The sequence below is a fragment of the Streptomyces sp. NPDC002776 genome, assembly GCF_053592195.1.
Genome location: NZ_JBSFVG010000011.1, coordinates 102,684 through 123,289, shown reverse-complemented (window position 1 = coordinate 123,289; position 20,606 = coordinate 102,684). Strand labels below are relative to the sequence as shown.

General features: G+C 72.2%; 19 protein-coding genes and 2 pseudogenes. 13 read left to right on the top strand and 8 right to left on the bottom strand.

Annotated elements, in window-relative coordinates:
• Positions 1-96 precede the first annotated feature (96 nt).
• On the bottom strand, positions 97-1,965 hold the full coding sequence (locus ACWD11_RS22590; RefSeq protein ID WP_451285017.1) for a recombinase family protein: 1,869 nt from the start codon (positions 1,963-1,965) through the stop codon (positions 97-99).
• 40 nt (positions 1,966-2,005) lie between these two features.
• On the opposite strand from ACWD11_RS22590, the pseudogene ACWD11_RS22585 reads away from it, so the two are divergent.
• Positions 2,006-2,350, top strand: a pseudogene (locus tag ACWD11_RS22585) (class I SAM-dependent methyltransferase); the annotation flags it as partial.
• 15 nt (positions 2,351-2,365) lie between these two features.
• Here ACWD11_RS22585 and ACWD11_RS22580 read toward each other — a convergent pair.
• Positions 2,366-2,740 (bottom strand): fic family toxin-antitoxin system, toxin component, encoded by a 375-nt coding sequence (locus ACWD11_RS22580; RefSeq protein WP_451285015.1) that lies wholly within the window; start codon positions 2,738-2,740, stop codon positions 2,366-2,368.
• A 7-nt stretch (positions 2,741-2,747) separates the two neighbouring features.
• Positions 2,748-2,972, bottom strand: a pseudogene (locus ACWD11_RS22575) (antitoxin); the annotation flags it as partial.
• 134 nt (positions 2,973-3,106) lie between these two features.
• Between ACWD11_RS22575 and ACWD11_RS22570 the strand changes: the two are divergent.
• From ACWD11_RS22570 to mug, 8 genes are all read left to right on the top strand, one after another.
• Positions 3,107-3,922, top strand: a complete 816-nt coding sequence (locus ACWD11_RS22570; protein WP_451285013.1) for an ABC transporter ATP-binding protein — start codon at positions 3,107-3,109, stop codon at positions 3,920-3,922.
• 4 nt (positions 3,923-3,926) lie between these two features.
• Positions 3,927-6,494, top strand: coding sequence for an ABC transporter permease (locus ACWD11_RS22565; RefSeq protein ID WP_451285011.1), 2,568 nt, complete (start codon positions 3,927-3,929; stop codon positions 6,492-6,494).
• A 57-nt stretch (positions 6,495-6,551) separates the two neighbouring features.
• On the top strand, positions 6,552-6,977 hold the full coding sequence (locus ACWD11_RS22560; protein WP_451285009.1) for a GNAT family N-acetyltransferase: 426 nt from the start codon (positions 6,552-6,554) through the stop codon (positions 6,975-6,977).
• Between the two features lie 146 nt (positions 6,978-7,123).
• Entirely contained in the window at positions 7,124-8,470 is a 1,347-nt protein-coding gene (locus tag ACWD11_RS22555; RefSeq protein WP_451285007.1) for a hemolysin family protein, read from the top strand.
• On the top strand, positions 8,467-9,480 hold the full coding sequence (locus ACWD11_RS22550) for a hemolysin family protein (RefSeq protein ID WP_389417591.1): 1,014 nt from the start codon (positions 8,467-8,469) through the stop codon (positions 9,478-9,480). The genes ACWD11_RS22555 and ACWD11_RS22550 overlap by 4 nt, the downstream gene beginning before the upstream one ends.
• 60 nt (positions 9,481-9,540) lie before the next feature.
• Positions 9,541-10,317, top strand: coding sequence for an SGNH/GDSL hydrolase family protein (locus ACWD11_RS22545; RefSeq protein WP_451285005.1), 777 nt, complete (start codon positions 9,541-9,543; stop codon positions 10,315-10,317).
• A gap of 73 nt (positions 10,318-10,390) precedes the next feature.
• Positions 10,391-11,833 (top strand): adenylosuccinate lyase, encoded by a 1,443-nt coding sequence (purB, locus tag ACWD11_RS22540; RefSeq protein ID WP_451285003.1) that lies wholly within the window; start codon positions 10,391-10,393, stop codon positions 11,831-11,833.
• Entirely contained in the window at positions 11,830-12,381 is a 552-nt protein-coding gene (gene mug / locus ACWD11_RS22535; protein WP_389417971.1) for a G/U mismatch-specific DNA glycosylase, read from the top strand. The genes purB and mug overlap by 4 nt, the downstream gene beginning before the upstream one ends.
• Here the strand turns inward: mug and ACWD11_RS22530 are convergent.
• From ACWD11_RS22530 to ACWD11_RS22520, 3 genes are read right to left on the bottom strand one after another with little or no spacing between them, the layout of a single operon-like run.
• The gene (locus tag ACWD11_RS22530) at positions 12,359-12,742 is read right to left on the bottom strand and encodes a hypothetical protein (protein WP_451285001.1); all 384 of its coding nucleotides are present in this window, start codon (positions 12,740-12,742) and stop codon (positions 12,359-12,361) included. The genes mug and ACWD11_RS22530 overlap by 23 nt on opposite strands.
• Positions 12,743-12,798: 56 nt before the next feature.
• The gene (locus tag ACWD11_RS22525; protein ID WP_389417587.1) at positions 12,799-13,524 is read right to left on the bottom strand and encodes an ABC transporter permease; all 726 of its coding nucleotides are present in this window, start codon (positions 13,522-13,524) and stop codon (positions 12,799-12,801) included.
• The gene (locus tag ACWD11_RS22520) at positions 13,521-14,447 is read right to left on the bottom strand and encodes an ABC transporter ATP-binding protein (protein WP_451284999.1); all 927 of its coding nucleotides are present in this window, start codon (positions 14,445-14,447) and stop codon (positions 13,521-13,523) included. Before ACWD11_RS22520 ends, ACWD11_RS22525 begins: the two co-directional genes overlap by 4 nt.
• Before the next feature lie 108 nt (positions 14,448-14,555).
• On the opposite strand from ACWD11_RS22520, the gene ACWD11_RS22515 reads away from it, so the two are divergent.
• From ACWD11_RS22515 to ACWD11_RS22505, 3 genes are all read left to right on the top strand, one after another.
• Positions 14,556-15,710: a sensor histidine kinase gene (locus tag ACWD11_RS22515; RefSeq protein ID WP_451284997.1), complete on the top strand. Its 1,155-nt coding sequence runs from the start codon at positions 14,556-14,558 to the stop codon at positions 15,708-15,710.
• Between the two features lie 14 nt (positions 15,711-15,724).
• Positions 15,725-16,387: a response regulator gene (locus tag ACWD11_RS22510; protein WP_451284995.1), complete on the top strand. Its 663-nt coding sequence runs from the start codon at positions 15,725-15,727 to the stop codon at positions 16,385-16,387.
• Positions 16,388-16,508: 121 nt separating this feature from the next.
• A complete protein-coding gene (locus ACWD11_RS22505; protein WP_451284993.1) occupies positions 16,509-17,666 on the top strand; it encodes an ROK family protein in 1,158 nt (385 codons plus the stop codon).
• A gap of 64 nt (positions 17,667-17,730) precedes the next feature.
• On the opposite strand, the gene ACWD11_RS22500 is transcribed toward ACWD11_RS22505, so the two are convergent.
• Both ACWD11_RS22500 and ACWD11_RS22495 read right to left on the bottom strand, forming a co-directional pair.
• Complete coding sequence (locus ACWD11_RS22500; protein WP_389417582.1) at positions 17,731-18,492, bottom strand: GntR family transcriptional regulator; 762 nt, start codon at positions 18,490-18,492, stop codon at positions 17,731-17,733.
• 121 nt (positions 18,493-18,613) lie between these two features.
• A complete protein-coding gene (locus ACWD11_RS22495; RefSeq protein ID WP_451284991.1) occupies positions 18,614-19,588 on the bottom strand; it encodes an RNA polymerase sigma-70 factor in 975 nt (324 codons plus the stop codon).
• 184 nt (positions 19,589-19,772) lie between these two features.
• Between ACWD11_RS22495 and ACWD11_RS22490 the strand changes: the two genes are divergently transcribed.
• A complete protein-coding gene (locus ACWD11_RS22490; protein ID WP_451284990.1) occupies positions 19,773-20,603 on the top strand; it encodes an alpha/beta fold hydrolase in 831 nt (276 codons plus the stop codon).
• The last annotated feature ends 3 nt before the right edge of the window (positions 20,604-20,606 follow it).

The window sequence follows — 20,606 nt, the reverse complement described above, 5'->3', positions numbered from 1 at the left end:
GCGAGTTCACTCAGCTGGCCAGGCCGTTACCAGCTGAGTCGCTGGTAAGGGTGCAGCCGGGGCGGCCTTCACCAGTGAGGCCGCCCCGCTATCGCCTTACGCCTGCGGCTGTTTCGGCTCGATACGCACGGACCGCTCGTCGAAGTAGGTGTCGCCAGGCCGGAACCCCTCGGGGCGGCCGCGCGGGGCAGGAAGGATCGTCACCGACATGATCGCGTCGATGATCGCCCGCTTGCGGTCCAGGCTGTAGGACTTCCAGTCCTCGGCAGCTTGCTCACTACCCAGCTTCACCCCTCTGAGGACGGGAGCGGTGGTGCGCCTGCCCCACTCCGTCTCGATCTCCCGGAGCTTTGCCCGTAGCCGGGCATTGCTCTCGAGGTACTGGGCTCGCGTCTTGAGGTCCTCGTCGTAATCCCGTTGATTCTCGGCGAGTTTGCCTCGTACGGCCTCCTCACGCGCGACGAGCTGCTGAACAGGCTCCTGCTCTGACGTCGGCTGCGTCAGCAGCTCAGCAGCGTCCGGGCGACTGAGACGCTCAATGGCCCACTCCTCAACGTACTCGTCGACGTACTTCGCGACCCGCGAGACATGTCCGCCCGACCGGCACCTGTACGCCGTATCGGCCCCGGCTCCCCGGCCGAGCGTCTGCATGGTCTCGGTACAGCCTCCCCGGCCCTGCGCGGCAGTGACCTCCACGACGGCCAAGTCCTCGCCACAGGCCTTCACGAGTTCCTCCTTCGTCAAGCCGGCACGCTCAGAGGCGCCATCGCCCACCTCCACATACAGCGGCAGGTCCTGGTCAGTGAACTCCCCAGTGTGCTCGAACACGCGCCCAACGCCTGTCTCCAAGCGAACCTCCAACGCGCCGCACCGGTACAGGTCGCCGCCGAGCCACCTCCGTGCCGTGCTCTCCGTACTGCGCCGCTCAGGCTGCTCGAGAATCGCTTTGCCCGCTCGCCACTTCTCCTCCGAGGTGATGGCCGGCCACGCAGCGCGGCCGGCGATCTCACCTTTCACCTCGAGCAGCCCTGCGTTGCGAGGCCTCAGCAAAAGGCGCCGCAGAGTGGTCGGCACGAACTCGCCCGGGATCGGCTCAGTGCGGGTACCGTCCGGAAGGCGCCGGCGGCGCGGGGCGCTGCTGATCCCCTTCGCCTTCCAGCTGCGGCAGACACTGCGCAGTGATTCCCCGGCCAGAACAAGATCGAGCGCCTTGTCGACTTCCCACGCTTCGGATCCCTCGGCAATCTCCGCATCGGCGCCGCACTCCTCACACACGGCCTTCGCGGTGAAGCCGTCACCAGTCTCGCAACGCAGGCACACCCGGTCCGGGGTGAGGTCGTGCCCGCTCCCGCACCGAGTGCACAAGAGCACGATGGTGAAGTCCTGTGAGGGGCAGCGAGGGCAGCGCAGGCTCCGAGGAGTCCTCCCGTCTGATTCGTACCCGAAGGGCCGCGGCCCGCCGCGGTAGGTTCCCTCGCGTACGTTGTCGGCCTTCGCATCGCGCACGCGCTCGGCGGTCTCCTCTGCTTCGTGCTGGTCATCGATCGCCTTGCGGCGCGCTTCGCGGCGCCCGTCTGCGGTGGTCAGGTCATACGTGCCGCCCTTGACCGTGGCTACCAGCAGGTCCTTCTGCTCCACCAGGTCGAGGAACTCGAACGCCTCACGGAACCGGCGCTGCAGGCGCCGAGAGGTCAGCGCAAGCACCCCATCGGCCTCGCCGCCTCGCAGCATCTGTATGAGCTGCTCGTACTTGGGGCGCGGCTTGCCGGTGTAGGCAGAGGTGTCATTCTCGACCAGGACCGCGACGATCTCGTTCGGAATTCCCCGGCGCTCCAGCTCCTTGGCGAGCTGCCGGCAGTCCCGTTCCTGGCGCTTGACGCCGTACTTGCGGCCCTCGCGGTCGTCACTGATTCTGCAGTAGATGACCAGGCGGCGCCGCCCGCCCGGTTGGGCTTCCGTCTTCATGCCGGGTGACGGTATCCCTTAAGAGGGGTGTCTTCCAACCTTTGACGCGGCGGTGGTATCGCTGGTGCTGTGCAGCGTCCGTGACGTGCCGCGCGCGCTCGGGGAGATCCGGCGGGTGCTGCGGCCGGGCGGCGTCGTGCGGTTCCTCGAGCACGGCCGGGGCGGCGGACGGGTGATGACGTTCACCCAGCAGGCACTCGACCGTACGGTGTGGCCACTGCTGACCGGCGGCTGCCATGTGGGCCGGGAACCGATCGCGTCCCTGCGCGGCGCGGGGTTCGAACTCGGCCCCTACCGGCGGATGCTGATCCCGGAGAAGGGACCGGTGCTGCCGACGTCGTACTGCGTGCTGGGCACGGCGTGGCGGCCCGGCGCCCCGGACTGATCACCGCGTCGCGGCTCACTCGCACCACTGCCGCAGTTCGTCCGCGATGTCCTGCACCGTGGCCTCACCGCTCTTGACCAGCCGGGCCAGTTCGCGGACCCGTTCCGGCGAGGTGACGACCTTCAGGCCGCTCGCGACCAGATAGGCGTAGGCCACGGCGGAGGCGAACAGGGCGTTGGAGCGCTCCAGCGCGGGGACGTGGATCAGCAGTTGGAGCAGTGCCGCGGCGCGGGCGTACGGGCCGTCGCAGACAGGGACGTCGAAGATCTCGGCCTCGTGCCGGGCGACGGCGGCGATCAGCGCGCCCCAGTCGGTGACCCGCGGATCCCCGGGGGTGTTCTGCTCGGCGAGCATCAGCAGCCAGGCGAGGTCGATCCTCACGGTGCTCAACGGATCGGCGACGGCCTTCGCGCTCGGCGCCGAACTCCTCGGCGAACACGGACTCGTACTGCTTCATGAAGTCGGCGGCGGCCTCCACGAAGGTGTGGCCGGTCTCGCCGGTGTCCTGCCGGACCAGTTCCTCGATGTACCGGTTGACGCTCATGCCGCGCGCGAGGGCGCGTTCGCGGGCCGCGCGGGCGGTGCCCTCGTCGACGCGGACGTTCAGCTGGGTCTTCGCCATGTCCCGAAGCCAGCGCCGAGACGCTAGCAGTGGCAAGGGCGTCATTCCTGGGGTGGAGACCGGCTCGGACCCACGGGGGATATCCGGTGTGCGCCGGATCACACTACGCTCGGGGCCCTGACAAGGACGTCGCGATGTCCAGGATCGAGGAGGCACCCTTGTCCACTCCTGCTGCGGCACACGACCCGGCCGACGGGATCGCGGCAAGGGCCCGCGGTCTGACCAAGGCCTACGGCTCGGGCGAGACCACGGTGCTGGCCCTGGACGCGGTGGACGTGGACATCGCGCGCGGCCGGTTCACCGCGGTCATGGGCCCCTCCGGCTCCGGCAAGTCCACGCTCATGCACTGTCTCGCCGGGCTCGACAACGTCTCGGCCGGACAGGTCTGGCTCGGCGGCACCGAGATCACCGGCCTGAAGGAGCGCGAACTGACCCGGCTGCGCCGGGACCGGATCGGGTTCATGTTCCAGTCGTTCAACCTCATACCGACGCTGAACGCCGCCGAGAACATCACCCTGCCCATGGACATCGCGGGCAAGCAACCCGACGAGAAGTGGCTGGACCAGGTGATCGACACGCTCGGTCTGCGGGACCGCCTCAAGCACCGGCCCGCCCAGCTCTCCGGCGGCCAGCAGCAGCGCGTCGCCTGTGCCCGGGCCCTCGCCTCCCGTCCCGAGCTGATCTTCGCCGACGAGCCCACCGGCAACCTGGACTCGCGGGCCGGCCTCGAAGTGCTCGGCTTCCTGCGTGACGCCGTGGACCAGCTCGGGCAGACCGTCGTGATGGTCACCCATGACCCGGGCGCCGCCGCCCACTCCGACCTGGTGCTCTTCCTCGGGGACGGACGCATCGTCGACGAGATGGCCCGCCCCACGGCGGAGGCGGTGCTGGAGCGCATGAAGCGGTTCGACGTGATCCGGGGGGCCGCCGACTCCTCCGAGGAGGACTGACCCGGTGCTGAAGGCGACCCTGCGCAGCTTCCTCGCCCACAAGGGACGGCTGCTGCTCTCCGCGCTCGCGGTGATCCTGTCCGTCGCGTTCGTCGCGGGCAGCCTGATCTTCTCGGACACCGTCGGCCGTACCTTCGACCGGCTCTTCGCCTCGACCGCGGCCGATGTCACGGTCAGCCCGAAGGAGAACCTGGACGAGGCGATCCCCTCCGGATTCACGCCCACCCTGCCGGCCTCCCTGGTGGACCGGGCGGCCAGGGTCGAGGGCGCCGCCTCGGTGCGCCTCGAGGTGGACGTGGAGGGCATCACCGTCGCCGACGAGGACAACGAGTCCGTCGGGCCGACCACCGGCGCGCCCACCATAGGAACCAACTGGAGCCCCAGCGACCGCAGTCCGGTCGAGCTGACGTCGGGGCACGCGCCCGAGGGCCCGGGCCAGGTGCTGATCGACGCGGACACCGCCGACTCCCGGAACGTCGGCATCGGCGACACGCTCACGGTCATCGCCGCGCCGGGCTCGTTCCGGGCCGAGGTCGTCGGCATCGCCACCTTCACCACCACCAACCCCGGCGCCGCGCTGGTCTTCTTCGACACCAAGACCGCGCAGACCAGGCTGCTGGGCGACGCGGACGCCGCCACCAGCATCTCCGTCGAGGCCGCGGAGGGCGTCAGCGACCCGCAGCTCAAGCAGCGGGTCGCCGAGGCGCTCGGCGCCGGACGCTACGACATCCGCACGGCCGACGAGCAGGCCGAGTCGGACGTCGAACAGCTCGGCGGATTCCTCGACATCATCAAGTACGTGATGCTCGGCTTCGCCGGGGTCGCCGTGCTGGTCGGGGTGTTCCTGATCGTCAACACCTTCTCGATGCTGATCGCCCAGCGCACCCGCGAACTGGGCCTGCTGCGCGCACTCGGCGCGGACCGGCGCCAGGTGCGGCGCTCGGTGCTCACCGAGGCGTTCCTGCTCGGGTTCGTCGGCGCCACGCTGGGGCTGGCCACCGGGATCGGGCTGGCCATCGGGCTGATCGAGCTGATGGGCCTGCTCGGCATGAACATCCGCTCCGCGGACATGGTGATCGGCTGGGCCACCCCGGTCTCGGCGTACGTCGTCGGCCTCGGGGTCACCTTCGTCGCCGCCTACCTCCCGGCCCGGCGCGCGGCGACCGTCTCCCCGATGGCGGCGCTGGCGGACGCCGAGATCGCCGGGGTGGGCCGGCCGCTGCGGGTGCGCGCGGTGGCGGGCACGGTCGTCGGGGCGCTCGGCGTGGCCGCGCTCGTGGGCTGCGCCACCGCCTCCGAGACCTCCTCGTCCGCCTCCCTGCTCGGCCTCGGTGTGCTGCTGACCCTGATCGCGACCGTGATCGCGGGGCCGCTGCTGGTGCGGCCCGTGATCCGGGTGCTGGGAGGTGCGTTCCCGGCGCTGTTCGGCCCGGTCGGCCGGATGAGCCAGCGCAACGCCCTGCGCAATCCACGCCGTACCGGCGCCACCGCGGCCGCCCTGATGGTGGGGCTGGCGCTGGTCGGCGGGATGTCGGTGGCGAGCGCCTCGATGACCGAGTCGTTCGACGAGCAGATCGACAAGACGCTGGGCGCCGACTTCGTCGTGCAGAACACCAACTTCGTGCCCTTCCCCCGGGAGGTCACCGAGAAGGTGCGCGACACCGACGGCGTCGGCCTGGTGGTCCGCTCCCGGCTCACGCCCGTCGCGGCACGGCTCCCCGACGGCGACCGTATCGAGACGACCGCCGCGGGCTACGATCCGCAGCTCGACGAGGTCGCCAACATCACCTACGCGCGGGGCGACACGGCCGCCGCGCTGGCCGACGGCCGCATGGCCATGGACCGGGAGTTCGCCCGGGACCACGGGGTGCGCGTCGGCAGCACGATCCCGCTGGAGTTCCAGGGCGGGCGCACGGCCGAGCTGACGGTGGCGGCGCTGACCGACCAGGACGCCGCCGACGGCTTCGGCACCCAGGGCGGCATGTACGTCGGCCTGGGCACCCTGGAGCGGTACGCGCCGGGCGGCCAGGACGCGGCGGTGTACGTCAACGCGGCGTCCGGCACCAGCGCCGACGACCTGCGCGCGAATCTGGAGCGGACGCTCGACACCTATCCCCAGGTGCAGGTCAGGGACCTGGCCGACTACAAGGAGCTGGTCCGCGACCAGATCGCGGTCCTGCTGTACCTGGTCTACGCGCTGCTCGGGCTGGCGATCGTCATCGCGGTGCTCGGTGTGGTCAACACCCTCGCCCTGTCGGTCGTGGAACGGACCCGGGAGATCGGCCTGCTGCGGGCGATCGGCCTGTCCCGGGTCCAGCTGCGCCGGATGATCCGGCTGGAGTCGGTGGTGATCGCGGTGTTCGGGGCGGTGCTGGGGCTCGCGCTCGGCCTGGTGTGGGGGGTGTGCACCCAGCAGGTGCTGGCCCTGCAGGGCATGACCGCGCTGGCGATTCCGTGGGGCACGATCGTCGCCGTGGTGATCGGCTCGGCGGTGGTGGGCATCGTGGCGGCCCTGCTGCCCGCGCTGCGCGCCTCGCGGATGAACGTGCTGACGGCCATCGCGCACGAGTGACTGTCCGTACTGCGGAATTCCGGGCTCCCGGCCGAGACCGCGTGATGTGATCATGGCATGACTGAGCTACGGATACGGGCCGCCGGCCCCGAGGATCTGGACGCCGTACTGGCCTTCTGGAAGGTCGCCGCCGAGGGCACCAGCATCAGCGACGACCGGGACGGGGTGGAGCGGCTGGTCGACCGCGACCCCGAGGCGCTGATCCTGGCCGAGCGCGGCGACGCGTTGGCCGGCACGGTGATCGCGGGCTTCGACGGCTGGCGCTGCCATCTGTACCGGCTGGCGGTGCACCCGGACCATCGCCGCCAGGGCATCGGCGCGGCTCTGCTCGCCGCCGCCGAGGAGCGCTTCGTCCGGCTCGGCGGCCGGCGCGGGGACGCCATGGTGCTCCAGCGCAACGAACGAGCGCAGCATGCCTGGCGCGCGGCCGGGTACGTGCCGGAGGAGCACTGGCGGCGGTGGGTCAAACCCCTCGCGGACTGACCCTTTTGCTGCTCCTTTACCCTTGGGGGACCACTTACGGTCCTCGAACGAAAGGTGTGTGAGCGTCCGCCCATGGGCGAGCCTCCCAGTACGCGACATCGCGCGTTCCCAGCCACCCTGTCCGATCATGGGACGGAGGTGACCCGATGACCGAAGTGCTTCTGCTGCTCGTGGCGATTTCGCTCTCACTGGCCTGCGGCGCCTTCGTCGCCGCCGAGTTCTCGCTCACGACCGTCGAGCGCGGCGAGCTCGAAGCGGCCGTGGAGCGCGGCGAGCGGGGCGCCTCCGGGGCCTTGAAGGCCGTACGGAATCTGACCTTCCAGCTGTCCGGCGCCCAGCTCGGCATCACCGTCACCAACCTGGTGGTCGGCATGCTCGCGGAGCCGTCCATCGCGCGGCTGCTCGCGGGGCCGCTGGAATCGCTCGGCGCCTCGCCCTCCACGGCGAGTTCGATCGCCCTGGTGATCGGCACCGCGCTGTCCACGGTGGTCCTGATGGTCGTCGGCGAACTGGTCCCGAAGAACTGGGCGATCTCCTCGCCGCTGGCCGTGGCCAAGCGCGTGGGCAACGCGCAGCGCTGGTTCAGCGCCGCCTTCCGCCCGTTCATCACCCATCTGAACAACACCGCCAACCGGATCGTCCGCCGCTTCGGCGTGGAGCCCGCCGAGGAGCTCGCCTCCGCGCGCGGTCCCCAGGAGCTGGCGGCGCTCGCCCGGCACTCCGCCAAGGAGGGCGCCCTGGAGGCGGACACCGCCGAACTCTTCGTGCGGACCCTGAACCTGGCGGATCTCACCGCGGAGAACGTGATGACCCCGCGCGTGCAGGTCATCGCGTTGGAGGCGTCGGCGACCTGCGAGGACGTGGCGAACGCCACCCGCGCGACCGGCCTGTCCCGGTTCCCCGTCTACCGCGGCACCCTCGACTCGGTCGTGGGCACCGCGCACATCAAGGACGTCCTGGCCGTGCCCGCCGCCCGGCGGCCGCGGGTACGGGTCGCCGAGCTGATGCGCGAACCGCTGCTCGTGCCGGAGACCCTCACCGTCGACCGGCTGCTGGACCGGCTCTCCGGCAAGCGCACCATGGCCGTCGTCATCGACGAGTACGGCGGTACGGCGGGCGTGGCCACCCTGGAGGACATCGTCGAGGAGGTCGTCGGCGAGGTGCGCGACGAGCACGACCCGCACGAGACCCCCGACCTCGCCCCCGCCGGCAGCGACGACAGCGGCCGCGCCCTGTTCTCGGCCGACGGCTCCGCCCGCGTCGACCAGCTCGCTCGCGTCGGCCTGCGGGCCCCCGAGGGGCCGTACGAGACGCTGGCCGGGCTCGTGGCGAACGAGCTCGGCCGGATCCCGGAGACCGGTGACCGCGTGCAGGTCGCCGGCTGGCAGCTGGACGTCACGGACGCCTCGGGGCACCGGGCGGCGCGGGTGCTGATGCGCGCCCCGCTGGACGAGGCCCTGGCGGGCGCCGACGACAAGGAGGGGACGCTGTGACCGCGATCCAGTTGCTGATCGGTCTGGCGACCCTCGTCGTCAACGCCTTCTTCGTCGGCGCCGAGTTCGCGCTGATCTCGGTGCGCCGCAGCCAGATCGAGCCGTACGCCGAGGAGGGCGACCGGCGCGCGAAGAGCGTGCTGTGGGGTCTGGAGCACGTGTCCGCGCTGATGGCCGCTGCCCAGCTCGGCATCACCCTGTGCACCCTGGTCCTCGGTGTGGTCGCCGAACCGGCCATCGAGCACCTGCTGGAGCCGTTGTTCCACGCGGTGGGCATGCCGGCAGGCGCGGGACACGCGGTGTCCTTCGTGATCGCGCTGACCTTGGCGACGTATCTGCACATGCTGCTCGGCGAGATGGTGCCCAAGAACATCGCGCTGGCCGAGCCGGTGCGCAGCGCGCTGCTGCTCGGGCCGCCCCTGGTGACCCTGTCCCGCGGGCTGCGCCCGGTGATCTTCACCATCAACGCCTTCGCCAACGCCCTGCTGAAGCTGTTGCGCGTGGAGACCAAGGACGAGGTCACCGCGACCTTCTCGGACGCCGAGCTGGCCCGTCTGGTGCGGGACTCCGGCGAGGCGGGCCTGATCGACGACCGCGCCAGGGAACGGCTGCACGACGCCCTGGAGCTGGGCCGCCGGCCCGTGCGGGACGTCGTCCTTCCGCTGGAACGCGTCGTCTACGCGCGCGTGGGTGTCACGCCGGAGCAGTTGGAGGGCCTGTCGGCCGACTCCGGGTTCTCCCGCTTCCCGGTGGTCGACGAGGGCCGCCGTATCGTCGGCTACCTCCATGTGAAGGACGCGCTGGACGCCTCGCCGCGGGACCTGCCGTTCCGGGTGCCGGACATGCGGCCCATCGCGCGCGTGCGGGAGAGCACACCGCTCGACGACGTGCTCACCGCGCTGCGCGGCAGCCGTACCCACCTGGCGGCGGTCCTCGGGAACGACGGACGGCTGTCGGGCCTGGTGACCATGGAGGACGTGCTGCGGGAGCTGTTCGGCCAGCGCGCCTGACAGGGGATCCCGGGGCGACCGACCGACGGGTATGCGCCCCGGGATACCATCTTTCCCGCCATGGAGACGAACCCCTCTTACACCAGCATGGTCGCCCTCGGCGACTCCTTCACCGAAGGCATGTCGGACCTGCTCCCGGACGGTACCTACCGGGGCTGGGCCGATCTCCTCGCCGCGCGGATGGCGGCCCGGGCGCCCGGCTTCCGGTACGCCAACCTCGCGGTGCGGGGCAAGCTGATCGGCCAGATCGTCCAGGAGCAGGTCCATGTCGCGGCGGCCATGCAGGCCGACGTGATAACGCTGGTCGGCGGCCTCAACGACACCCTGCGCCCGAAGTGCGACATGGGCCGGGTGCGCGCCCTGCTGGAGGAGGCCGTGGAGCTCCTCGCGCCGGCCTGCAAGCAGCTGGTGCTGATGCGCAGCCCCGGCCGCCAGGGCCCGGTGCTGCAGCGGTTCCGGCCGCGTATGGAGGAGCTGTTCACTTACATCGACGACCTGGCCGGACGGCACGGCGCACTCGTCGTCGACCTGTACGGCGCCCCCTCGCTCGCCGACCCGCGCCTGTGGGACGTGGACCGGCTGCATCTGACCGCGGAGGGCCACCGCCGGGTCGCGGAGGCGGTCTGGCAGGCACTCGGCCACGAGCCGGAGGACCCGCAGTGGCGCACTCCGCTGCCCGCCTCGCTGCCGCCGGGCTGGGCCAGCCGACGGGCCGCGGACGCCCGGTTCGCCCGGCAGCACCTGCTGCCGTGGATCGGCCGCCGCCTCACCGGGCGCTCCTCGGGCGACGGCCTGCCGCCCAAGCGGCCGGACCTTCTGCCGTACGACCTGCGGTGACGCGCGTCTCGTAGGTTCCGCCGGAGGGGCCCGCGGCGCAGACCTGCACGAACCGCCAGTAGAATCCGGTCACGTGACTTCAGCGCCCGCCAAGCCCCGCATCCCGAACGTCCTCGCCGGACGCTACGCCTCCACCGAGCTCGCCACGCTCTGGTCCCCCGAGCAGAAGGTGAAGCTCGAGCGTCAGCTCTGGCTCGCCGTGCTGCGGGCCCAGCAGGACCTCGGGATCGAGGTGCCGGACCAGGCGCTCGCCGACTACGAGCGTGTCCTCGACACCGTCGACCTGGCCTCCATCGCCGAACGCGAGAAGGTCACCCGGCACGACGTGAAGGCGCGGATCGAGGAGTTCAACGACCTCGCCGGGCACGAGCACGTGCACAAGGGCATGACCTCCCGCGATCTGACGGAGAACGTCGAGCAGCTGCAGATCCGGCTCTCCCTGGAGCTGATGCGCGACCGCACGGTGGCGGTCCTCGCGCGCCTCGGCAGGCTCGCCGGCGAGTACGGCGAGCTGGTCATGGCCGGCCGCTCGCACAACGTGGCCGCGCAGGCCACCACCCTCGGCAAGCGCTTCGCGACCGCCGCGGACGAGCTGCTCGTCGCCCACGGCCGGGTCGAGGAGCTGCTCGGCCGCTACCCGCTGCGCGGGATCAAGGGCCCGGTCGGCACCGCGCAGGACATGCTGGACCTGCTCGGCGGTGACACCGCCAAGCTCGCCGAGCTGGAGCAGCGGATCGCCGGGCACCTCGGCTTCTCGCAGGCCTTCACCTCGGTCGGCCAGGTCTACCCGCGCTCGCTGGACTACGAGGTCGTCACCGCGCTGGTGCAGCTGGCGGCGGCGCCGTCCTCGCTGGCCAGGACGATCCGGCTGATGGCCGGCCACGAGCTGGTGACCGAGGGCTTCAAGCCGGGCCAGGTCGGCTCCTCCGCGATGCCGCACAAGATGAACACGCGGTCCTGCGAGCGCGTCAACGGCCTCATGGTCATCCTCCGCGGCTACGCCTCGATGACCGGCGAGCTGGCGGGTGACCAGTGGAACGAGGGCGACGTGTCCTGCTCGGTGGTGCGCCGGGTCGCGCTGCCGGACGCGTTCTTCGCGCTGGACGGTCTGCTGGAGACGTTCCTGACGGTCCTCGACGAGTTCGGCGCCTTCCCCGCCGTCGTCGCCCGGGAGCTGGACCGCTACCTGCCCTTCCTGGCCACCACCAAGGTGCTGATGGGCGCGGTGCGCGCGGGCGTCGGCCGTGAGGTCGCGCACGAGGCGATCAAGGAGAACGCGGTCGCCTCCGCGCTCGCCATGCGGGAACAGGGCGCGGAGCGCAACGAGCTGCTCGACAAGCTGGCCGCGGACGAGCGCATCCCGCTGGACCGCGCTCAGCTCGACGCGCTGATGGCCGACAAGCTGTCCTTCACGGGCGCCGCCGCCGATCAGGTCGCCACGGTCGTGGGCCGGATCGAGGAGATCGTCAAGCAGCGGCCGCAGGCGGCCGGTTACACCCCCGGAGCGATCCTCTGACCCGCTTCACCCGCGCGGAGCTGGAGGCCGCCCGCGACCGTCTGGTACCGGACGTGGTCGCGGACGGCCTCCGCGTGCTGTTCTGCGGCATCAACCCCGGGCTGATGACGGCGGCCACGGGCCACCACTTCGCCCGTCCCGGCAACCGCTTCTGGCCGGCGCTGCACCTGTCCGGGTTCACGCCGAGGCTGCTGAAGCCGTCGGAGCAAGGGGAGTTGCCAGCCTACGGGCTCGGCATCACCAACGTCGTGGCGCGGGCGACGGCTCGCGCGGACGAGCTGACCGCCGAGGAGTACCGGGAGGGCGGGCGGCTGCTGACCGCGAAGGTCGGCAGGCTGCGGCCGGCGTGGCTGGCGGTGGTGGGGGTGACGGCCTACCGCGTGGCCTTCGACGACCGCAAGGCCCGGGTGGGGCCGCAGGAGCGCACGATCGGGGACACCCGGGTGTGGGTGCTGCCCAATCCGAGCGGGCTGAACGCGCATTGGACCTTGCAGACGATGGCGGAGGAGTTCGCCCGGCTGCGGATCACGGCGGATCCGTCGTCGTGACCACGACGTGCACCTGGGGATGCCCGGCGTCCTGGTCGACGACCGTCAGGACGACCCAGTGGCCGGCCACTTCCCAGGTCCGCAGTTCTGTCGCCACCGCGCCGAGCATGCCCCACGGCTCGGGTATGGGTTCCCCGCGCGCGGCGCGCTCGACGAGCGTGGTGGTGCCCCACCGCGACGGTTCACCCCACCGCTCGGTCAACCGCTCGGTCAGGGCCGCCTCGTAGGCGTAGCAGTCCTCCGCGCTCCGCCAGGGGCGCGGCCCTAAGACGGCCTGGCGGTAGCGGTCTTCGTCCGGCTGCGCGGGAACGACGCCGGTGCGGAGCCCGTCGATCAGGGCGAGGTGCTTAGCGATGTCCATGTGATCCAGTAAACCGGCCACCACTGACAATTGGCGCGGCGTCAGCCGACGACCGGTCAGGCGTCCCGTCGCCGCACGCTCCAGGCCCCGGCGACCAGCGCGGCCGCCGTCCACAGCGCGGTCACCGCCAGCCCCGACCACGGGCCGAGCGTCCCGTCGTACCTCTCGTACAGGACGACCTGACCCGCCTTGTCGGGCAGGAAGCCGGTGGCTGTGCCGGCCGCGTCGCCGAGGACGAAGGAGACGACGAGCACGAACGGGATCAGCAGGGAGAGCGTGGCCACGCCGCTGCGCAGCAGGGCCGTGAGCCCGGCCGCGAACAGGACCATCAGTGTGAGGTAGAGCGCGGATCCCAGGACACCGCGGACCTGTTCGCCCGCGCTGAGGCCGCTCGCCGCGTCGCCGAGCCCGGCGCGGCCCACGGCGAGGGCGGACAGTGCCGTGGCCACTCCCACGACAAGGGCGGGTACGGCGATCGCCGTCATCTTGGCCGCGAACCACCGTCCGCGCCGCGGGACCGCGGACAGCGACAGCCGGAGCGCGCCCGTGTGGTACTCGGCCGAGACGGCCAGCGCGCCGAAGCTGATCGCCGCGATCTGGCCGGGCAGCACCCCGGACAGTGCCGTGAACAGCGGGTCGAGGCCGGGCTCCGGGGCCTCCGCCGAGGCCAGCGCCGAGAACGCCGTCGTCGCGGCGAACAGGGCCGCGAGCGTGCCGTACAGGGAGCGCAGGGTGCGGATCTTCAGCCACTCGGCGTGGAGGGCGGGGGCGAACGTCGTCATGGCCTGGCCTCCTGAGTGGGTGCGGTGAACTCGGTCTCGGCGGCCGTCAGATCGAGGTAGGCCTGCTCCAAGGTGGCCTCTTCGGCGGCGAGTTCGAGGAGAGGGACGCCCGCCTGGGAGACGACGCGGCCGATGTCGTCCACGCGTGCGTGGTGCACGGTCCAGTGCCCGTCCTCGTGCCGCACGGGGTCGTGGCCGGCCCGGGAGAGGGCGGCCCTCAGGGCGGTCGCGTCCGTCGTGCGGATCCGGACCCGCGGCCGCACGCGCGCGTGGATGAACTCCCGCATCGGGGTGTCGGCCAGCAGGCGGCCCCGGCCGAGGACCACGAGGTGGTCGGCGAAGGAGGCGGTCTCGTTCATCAGGTGGCTGGAGACCAGGACCGTGCGCCCCTCCCTGGCCAGCGTGCGCAGCAACCCCCGGATCCAGATGATGCCTTCGGGGTCCAGGCCGTTGGACGGTTCGTCGAGCAGGATCACCTCGGGGTCGCCGAGCAGCGCGGCGGCGATGCCGAGGCGCTGGCGCATGCCCAGGGAGTACGTCCTCACCCGGCGCCGGGCGACCGCGGCGAGGCCCGTCTGCTCCAGCACCGACTCGACCCGCTCCCGTGGGATGCGGTTGGCGGCGGCGAGGACGTGCAGGTGGTCCCGGCCGGTGCGCGAGCCGTGCGCGGCCTGCGCGTCGAGCAGGGCGCCGACCCGGCGCAGCGGCTCGTGGAGTTCGCGGTAGCGGCGGCCGCCGATGGTGGCGGTGCCGGAGGTCGGCCGGTCGAGGCCGAGGACGAGCCGCAGGGTGGTGGACTTCCCGGCGCCGTTCGGACCGAGGAAGCCGGTGACCCGGCCGGGGAGCACGCTGAAGGTGAGGTGGTCCACGGCTCGGCGGGTTCCGTACTGCTTGGTGAGGGCTTGGACTTCGATGCTGGTCATGGCCTCAGCGTGGGGTGTCGCGGGGGGCCGGGGCCTCCCCCGCGCGTGGAGATCGTCTCCCCCGTGCGGGGGAGGCCCGGTGTCAGGGGCGGCTGGCACGATGACGCGATGGCCCGCCTCTTGCGCCCGCTGCTGCGGGGGACGACGTACACCCGCCTGCTGCACCTGTGGGTGCCGATGCTGTTCGTCAGCGTGTGGATGTTCATCGACCCGTCGACTCCCTGGGTGCCCGCGCTGGTGCTGCTGCCGTTCGGTCTGATCCCGGCCGTCCGCAGGGGCGAGGGCGTGCAGGCGCGGCTGCTGCTGATGCCGGCCGACGAGGAGTCGGTCATCTCCGTCAAGGCGTCGGCGAGCCGGCGGGACCGGCTGCGTACCGTGCTGTGGCTTCAGGTGCGCATGGCGCTGGGTGCGGTGGCGATGTTCGCCACCGTCTGGCTGCCCGTCCTCACGGTGGAACTGGTACAGGTCGCGGTCGGCGGGAATCCCGGAGACACCCCGGTGCTGCGGGACGCACGACCGCACTGGGCGTACGCCCTCCTCGCGCCCCTCCCCCTCGTCCTGCTGTACGGCGTGGTGACGGGGCTGGGCGAGCTGGTGACCCATGCCGCCCGCCGGCTGCTCGGTCCGTCCGCCGCCGAGCGGCTCGCCGCCCTGGAGGAGCGCACCGAGCGGCTGCTGGAGCGCAACCGCATCGCCCGGGAACTGCACGACTCGATCGGCCACGCGCTGACCGTCGCCGTCGTCCAGGCCGGAGCGGCGCGCGCGGCCGGCGACCCGGCGTTCACCGACCGGGCCCTGGACGCCATCGAGGAGACCGGCCGGGCCGCGCTCGAGGATCTGGAGCGCGTCCTGGGCATCCTCCGGGAGTCCGACCGGCCCGTGAGCGGCCGGCCGACCATGGTGGACGCCGGCCGGCTGCTGGAGTCGGCGCGTGCTTCCGGGGCGAAGGTCGACGCCGAGATCACCGGCCCGCTGGACACCGTGCCGGGGCCGGTCTCCCGCGAGGGGTACCGCATCCTCCAGGAGTCGCTGACCAATGTGCTGCGGCACGCGGGAACGGTCCCCGCCGGGGTGCGCGTCGACGTCACCGACCGCGCGCTCGTCCTGGAGGTCCGCAATCCGCTGACGGCGGCGACACCCGGTCCGGGCCGGGGCAGCGGGCTGCGGGGCATACGGGAGCGGGCCGCCCTGCTCGGCGGGCGGGCCCGCACCGGCCCCGCCGACGGTGACTGGCAGGTGCACGTCGAGCTGCCGTTGCGCTGATCTACGCTGGCCGGATGCCGGTCACCGTTCTCCTCGTCGACGACGAACCCCTCGTACGCGCGGGCCTGCGGGCCGTGCTGGACGCGCAGCCCGACATCGAGGTCGTCGGGGAGGCCGCGGACGGTGCGGCGGTGATCCCGCTGGTGCGGACCCTGCGGCCGGACGTCGTCGCCATGGACGTACGGATGCCGCTGCTGGACGGGATCGAGGCCACGCGCGCGGTGCTGCGGACCATCGACGATCCGCCGAAGATCCTCGTGGTGACGACGTTCGAGAACGACGAGTACGTCTACGAGGCGCTGCGCGCCGGGGCCGACGGGTTTCTGCTGAAGCGGGCCCGGCCCGCCGAGATCGTGCACGCGGTCCGGCTGGTCGCGGAGGGCGAGTCGCTGCTGTTCCCGGCATCGGTGCGGCAGCTCGCCGCCGAGCACGGCGAGGACGGCGGCAACCCCGCCGCGCGCGCGGCGATGGAGCGGGCGCAGCTGACCGAGCGGGAGGCGGAGGTGCTGCGGCTGATGGCGCGCGGGCTGTCCAACGCGGAGATCGCACAGCGGCTGGTGGTCGGCACCGAGACGGTGAAGTCGCATGTGAGCGGCGTACTGGCGAAGCTGGGGGCCCGGGACCGGACGCAGGCCGTGATCGCGGCGTACGAGTCGGGGTTCGTGGCGCCGGGCTGATCCGGCGCCCGGGACGGCCTGGACGGACCGGTCGGTAGGCGGCAGGTTGCCCGGCGCTCGCCGGGGTCCGCCGGGCCGAGTACGATCCGGCCAACACGCGCACGAGCTGGGAGGACGGACGGTGGGGCGGCTGACCGGCGGGGATCCCTCGCTGCTGCGAAGGATCAACTCCGCGGTGGTGCTGCACGCGCTGCGTGCCACGGACTGCGCGACGCTGACCGAGATCACCCGGGTGACCGGGCTGTCCCGGCCGACCGTCGAGGGCGTGGTCGAGGACCTCATCGGCACGGGCTACGTCGTGGAGAAGGCCGCCGACGACAGCGTCGCGAGGCGTCAGGGGCGGCCGGCCCGGCGGTACCGGTTCCGGGCCGAGGCCGGGCATCTGCTGGGCCTGGACATCGGCCCGCACCGGGTGGCCGCGCTCCTGTCCGACCTCGACGGCCGGGTGCTCGGCTCGATCGCCAAGGACGTCGAGGAGACGGCCACCGCCGACGAGCGGCTGGAGAAGCTGCGGACCGCGGTCGCCGAGTTGCTGCGCCGGGCCGGGGTGGCACGCGGCTCGCTGCGGGCCGTGGGCGCCGCGACACCGGGGATCGTGGAGGCGGACGGCACGGTGCGGCTGAGCACGGCGCTGCCGCAGTGGTCGGGGCTGCCGCTGGGCGAGCGGCTGAGCCGGTCCTTCAAGTGCCCGGTGCTGGTCGAGAACGACGCCAACGCCGCCGCCGTGGCCGAGCACTGGAAGGGCGCGGCGACCGAGTCCGACGACATCGTGTTCGTGCTGGCGGGGCTCAGTCCGGGCGCGGGTTCGCTGATCGGCGGGCGGCTGCACCGGGGGTTCGGCGGGGCGGCGGGCGAGATCGGCGCCCTGCACCTGCTGGGCCGGGAGGCGACGCCGGAGACCTTGCTGTCCACCACGGACGAGCCGCTGCACCCGCTCGACGAACAGGCGGTCGCCGAGGTGTTCGCCAAGGCGCACCAGGGCGACCAGCGGGCCCGCGCGGCCGTGGACCGGTTCAACCACCGGCTCGTGCACGACGTGGCCGCCCTGGTGCTGGCGCTCGACCCGGAACTGGTCGTCGTGGGCGGCTGGGCGGCCGGTCTGGACGGCGTACTGGAGCCGCTGCGCCGGGAGTTGGCACGCTACTGTCTGCGGCCGCCGAAGGTCACGCTGTCCCTGCTCGGCGAGGCGGCGGTCGCGACGGGGGCGCTGCGGCTGGCGCTGGACCATGTGGAGGAGCAGCTGTTCGCGGTCGAGGGGACGGTCACGGCGCGGCGTTGACCGTGCAACGCCGCGCGCCCCGGTGGAGTTCCGGGGCGCGAGGAGTGATGCGGGCTGACCGTGGTCACGACGCCCGGCGTTCGGGGCCCTCGTCGATCTCCACACCGCCGGAGTCGCCGAAGGTGAGCCGGCAGGTGTCCGCCCGGTAGGTGGCCACCGACAGGGCCGCGGTGCGGCCCTCGGCGACGTAGCGGGTGGTGACGACGAGGACGGGCGCCCCGGGGAGCCGGTCCAGCTGCTTGGCGTCGTCCGCGCGGGCCGAGCCGAGTTCGACGGCCCGCTCCCGGCCCTCGAGTTCCCGTCGCTGCAGCTCGCGCAGTACCGCACGCGCGCGTGCCGCTCCGGCGGGCGCGTCGATGGCGGTCAGGTCGGGCACCGAGGACGCGGGCACGTAGAGCAGTTCCGCGGCGACGGGCTGGCCGTGCGACACCCGCGAGCGGCGCACCAGGTGCACCGCCTCGTCGGCGCCGGTCTCCAGGGCCGCGGCGACGGACGCCGGCGGCACCTCCAGGGTGCTGTCGACGGGCTGCCAGTCGTCGCCGGTCCCCCCGGGCCAGACGTGCTGCTCGGTGCCGACCGCGACCCCCACGCGCGGCGGCGCCACCGTCGTGCCGACCCCGCGGCGACGCTGCAGCCTGCCTTCCAGTTCGAGCTGTTCCAGAGCCTGTCGGAGCGTGGCGCGGGCCACGCCGAAGCGAGCGGCGAGATCGCGTTCGTTGGGCAGGATCTCGCCCACCGCGAACTCGGAGTCCAGCGCCTCGCTGAGCACGGTCTTGAGATGCCAGTACTTCGGTTCCGGCACCGGTTCCAGTTGCGTGGTCCCCACCCTGTCCTCCGCAATCGCCGTGGTCCGGCAGCGTTTCAGCGCCTTGTTTATTAAAGGTTGTTGCACTTCTCTGCGACCATAGGGCGGCCCCCACCCTTGGTCAATACCAATCCTCGGCCCCTTATGGGCGGCGCGTCGGCCGTGCAGCGGAGCGTTCACGGGGCGTTCGCACAGGGCTGTTTTCCTGACACGACGGCAAAGATCCGTCGCCTCGGCCGAGCTCCAGCGACCGCAGTTTGTCGGGGTTGCGGATGACGTAGATCGACTGGATGCGGCCTTCCAGGACCTCCAGCTGGAAGACGCTGTCGGGCCTGCCGTCGCCCAGGGCGAGCACGGCAGGGCCGCCGTTGACCTCCAGGAAGCGGAACGACACGTCGGGTGCGCCCTTGTCCGCGGCGCCGACGAGGAAGCGGCCCACCTTGTCGGCGCTCTCCACGACGCGCAGGGGCGCCCGGGACTTGCCGCCGCTGTCGCCGACCAGGCGTACGTCCGGGGCGAGCAGGGCCATGAGTCCTTCCAGGTCACCCTCGGAGGCGGCGGCGAGGAAGCGTTCGGTGAGATCACGGCGTTCGGCGGGGTCGACGTCGTAGCGGGGGCGGCGCTCGTCGACGTGCCGGCGCGCCCGCCCGGCGAGCTGACGGACCGCGGGTTCGCCCCGGTCGAGCATCGAGGCGATGTCCGCGTAGGGGTAGCCGAAGGCCTCCCGGAGCACGAACACCGCCCGCTCCAGCGGCGACAGCGATTCCAGGACGACGAGCACGGCGAGGGAGACGGTGTCGGCGAGGACGGCCCGTTCGGCGGTGTCCGGAACGGTGTCGCCGAAATCGGTGACGTACGGCTCCGGCAGCCAGGGCCCGACGTACGCCTCGTTGCGTGCCTTGAGCCGGCGCAACCGGTCGACGGCCAGTCGGCTCGTGACCCGTACCAGGTAGCCGCGCGGGTCGCGCACCTCGGCGTGGTCCGCGGCCGTCCAGCGCAGCCAGGCCTCCTGGACCACGTCCTCGGCGTCGGCGACGCGTCCGAGCATGCGGTACGCGACCTCCAGGAGGACGGGGCGGTGCTCTTCGAAGAGATCGGTCACGGTGTCGGTGCTCACGCCACCATCCCAGCCGACCTGTCCGGCCGTGTCCAGGCGAGGCATCGCAGACGCAAAGAACACCGCTCGAATCACGCCGTGTTCACGGCCGCCGACAACGGCGCACGCCGGGGTCTACCCGTCGGTAGTAATTGCTGACAAGCTGTCTACGACGTTCGACGAGTCCCAGACGAGGAGCACTCCATTGTCCGCCACCGTCTCCTTCGAGGTCCCCTCCGCGCAGGGCCCGCGGCCCGTGACCCTCTCCTACGCGCGCGTGGGCCGCGGCGAGCCGCTGCTTCTTCTGCACGGCATAGGTCACCATCGGCAGGCCTGGGACCCGGTGCTGGACATCCTCGCGACCGAGCGTGAGGTGATCGCCGTCGACCTGCCCGGGTTCGGCGCGTCCCCCGCGCTGCCCGAAGGGCTCGCGCACGACCTGCCCACGATGACCGCCGCGCTGGGCGCCCTGTGCGAGGCGCTGGAGATCGAGCGGCCGCATGTCGCGGGCAACTCGCTGGGCGGGCTGCTCGCCCTGGAACTCGGCCGGGAAAAGCTCGTGCGGTCGGTCACCGCCCTGTCCCCCGCCGGGTTCTGGACGCAAGCCGAACGCCGGTACGCCTTCACCCTGTTGCTGTCGATGCGGCGGATCGCCCGCGGCATGCCGCTGCCCCTGGTGGAGCGGCTGTCCCGCACGGCGGCCGGCCGCACCGCGCTGACCAGCACCATCTACGCCCGGCCGCACCGCCGTTCACCCGAGGCCGTGGTCGCCGAGACGCTGGCCCTCGCGAACGCCACGAGCTTCACCGAGACCCTCCGGGCCGGGAACGCGGTCCAGTTCACCGATGACCTCCCCGGCCTTCCGGTCACCGTGGCCTGGGGCAGCAAGGACCGGGTGCTGATCCGCCGCCAGGGGGTCCGCGCCAAGCGGATCATCCCCCGCGCGCGGCTGATCCGGCTGCCCGGCTGCGGTCACGTCCCGATGAACGACGACCCCGCGCTCGTCGCGCGCGTGCTCCTCGACGGCAGCCGCTGAGAC

Coding starts and splice junctions, on each gene's coding strand:
- ACWD11_RS22525 (WP_389417587.1), bottom strand. CDS start 13,524: ATGACGACGTTCGCCCCCGCCCTCCACGCCGAGTGGCTGAAGATCCGC.
- ACWD11_RS22555 (WP_451285007.1), top strand. CDS start 7,124: ATGACCGAAGTGCTTCTGCTGCTCGTGGCGATTTCGCTCTCACTGGCC.
- ACWD11_RS22520 (WP_451284999.1), bottom strand. CDS start 14,447: ATGACCAGCATCGAAGTCCAAGCCCTCACCAAGCAGTACGGAACCCGC.
- ACWD11_RS22530 (WP_451285001.1), bottom strand. CDS start 12,742: ATGGACATCGCTAAGCACCTCGCCCTGATCGACGGGCTCCGCACCGGC.
- ACWD11_RS22560 (WP_451285009.1), top strand. CDS start 6,552: ATGACTGAGCTACGGATACGGGCCGCCGGCCCCGAGGATCTGGACGCC.
- ACWD11_RS22590 (WP_451285017.1), bottom strand. CDS start 1,965: ATGAAGACGGAAGCCCAACCGGGCGGGCGGCGCCGCCTGGTCATCTAC.
- ACWD11_RS22510 (WP_451284995.1), top strand. CDS start 15,725: ATGCCGGTCACCGTTCTCCTCGTCGACGACGAACCCCTCGTACGCGCG.
- ACWD11_RS22515 (WP_451284997.1), top strand. CDS start 14,556: ATGGCCCGCCTCTTGCGCCCGCTGCTGCGGGGGACGACGTACACCCGC.
- ACWD11_RS22545 (WP_451285005.1), top strand. CDS start 9,541: ATGGAGACGAACCCCTCTTACACCAGCATGGTCGCCCTCGGCGACTCC.
- ACWD11_RS22570 (WP_451285013.1), top strand. CDS start 3,107: ATGTCCAGGATCGAGGAGGCACCCTTGTCCACTCCTGCTGCGGCACAC.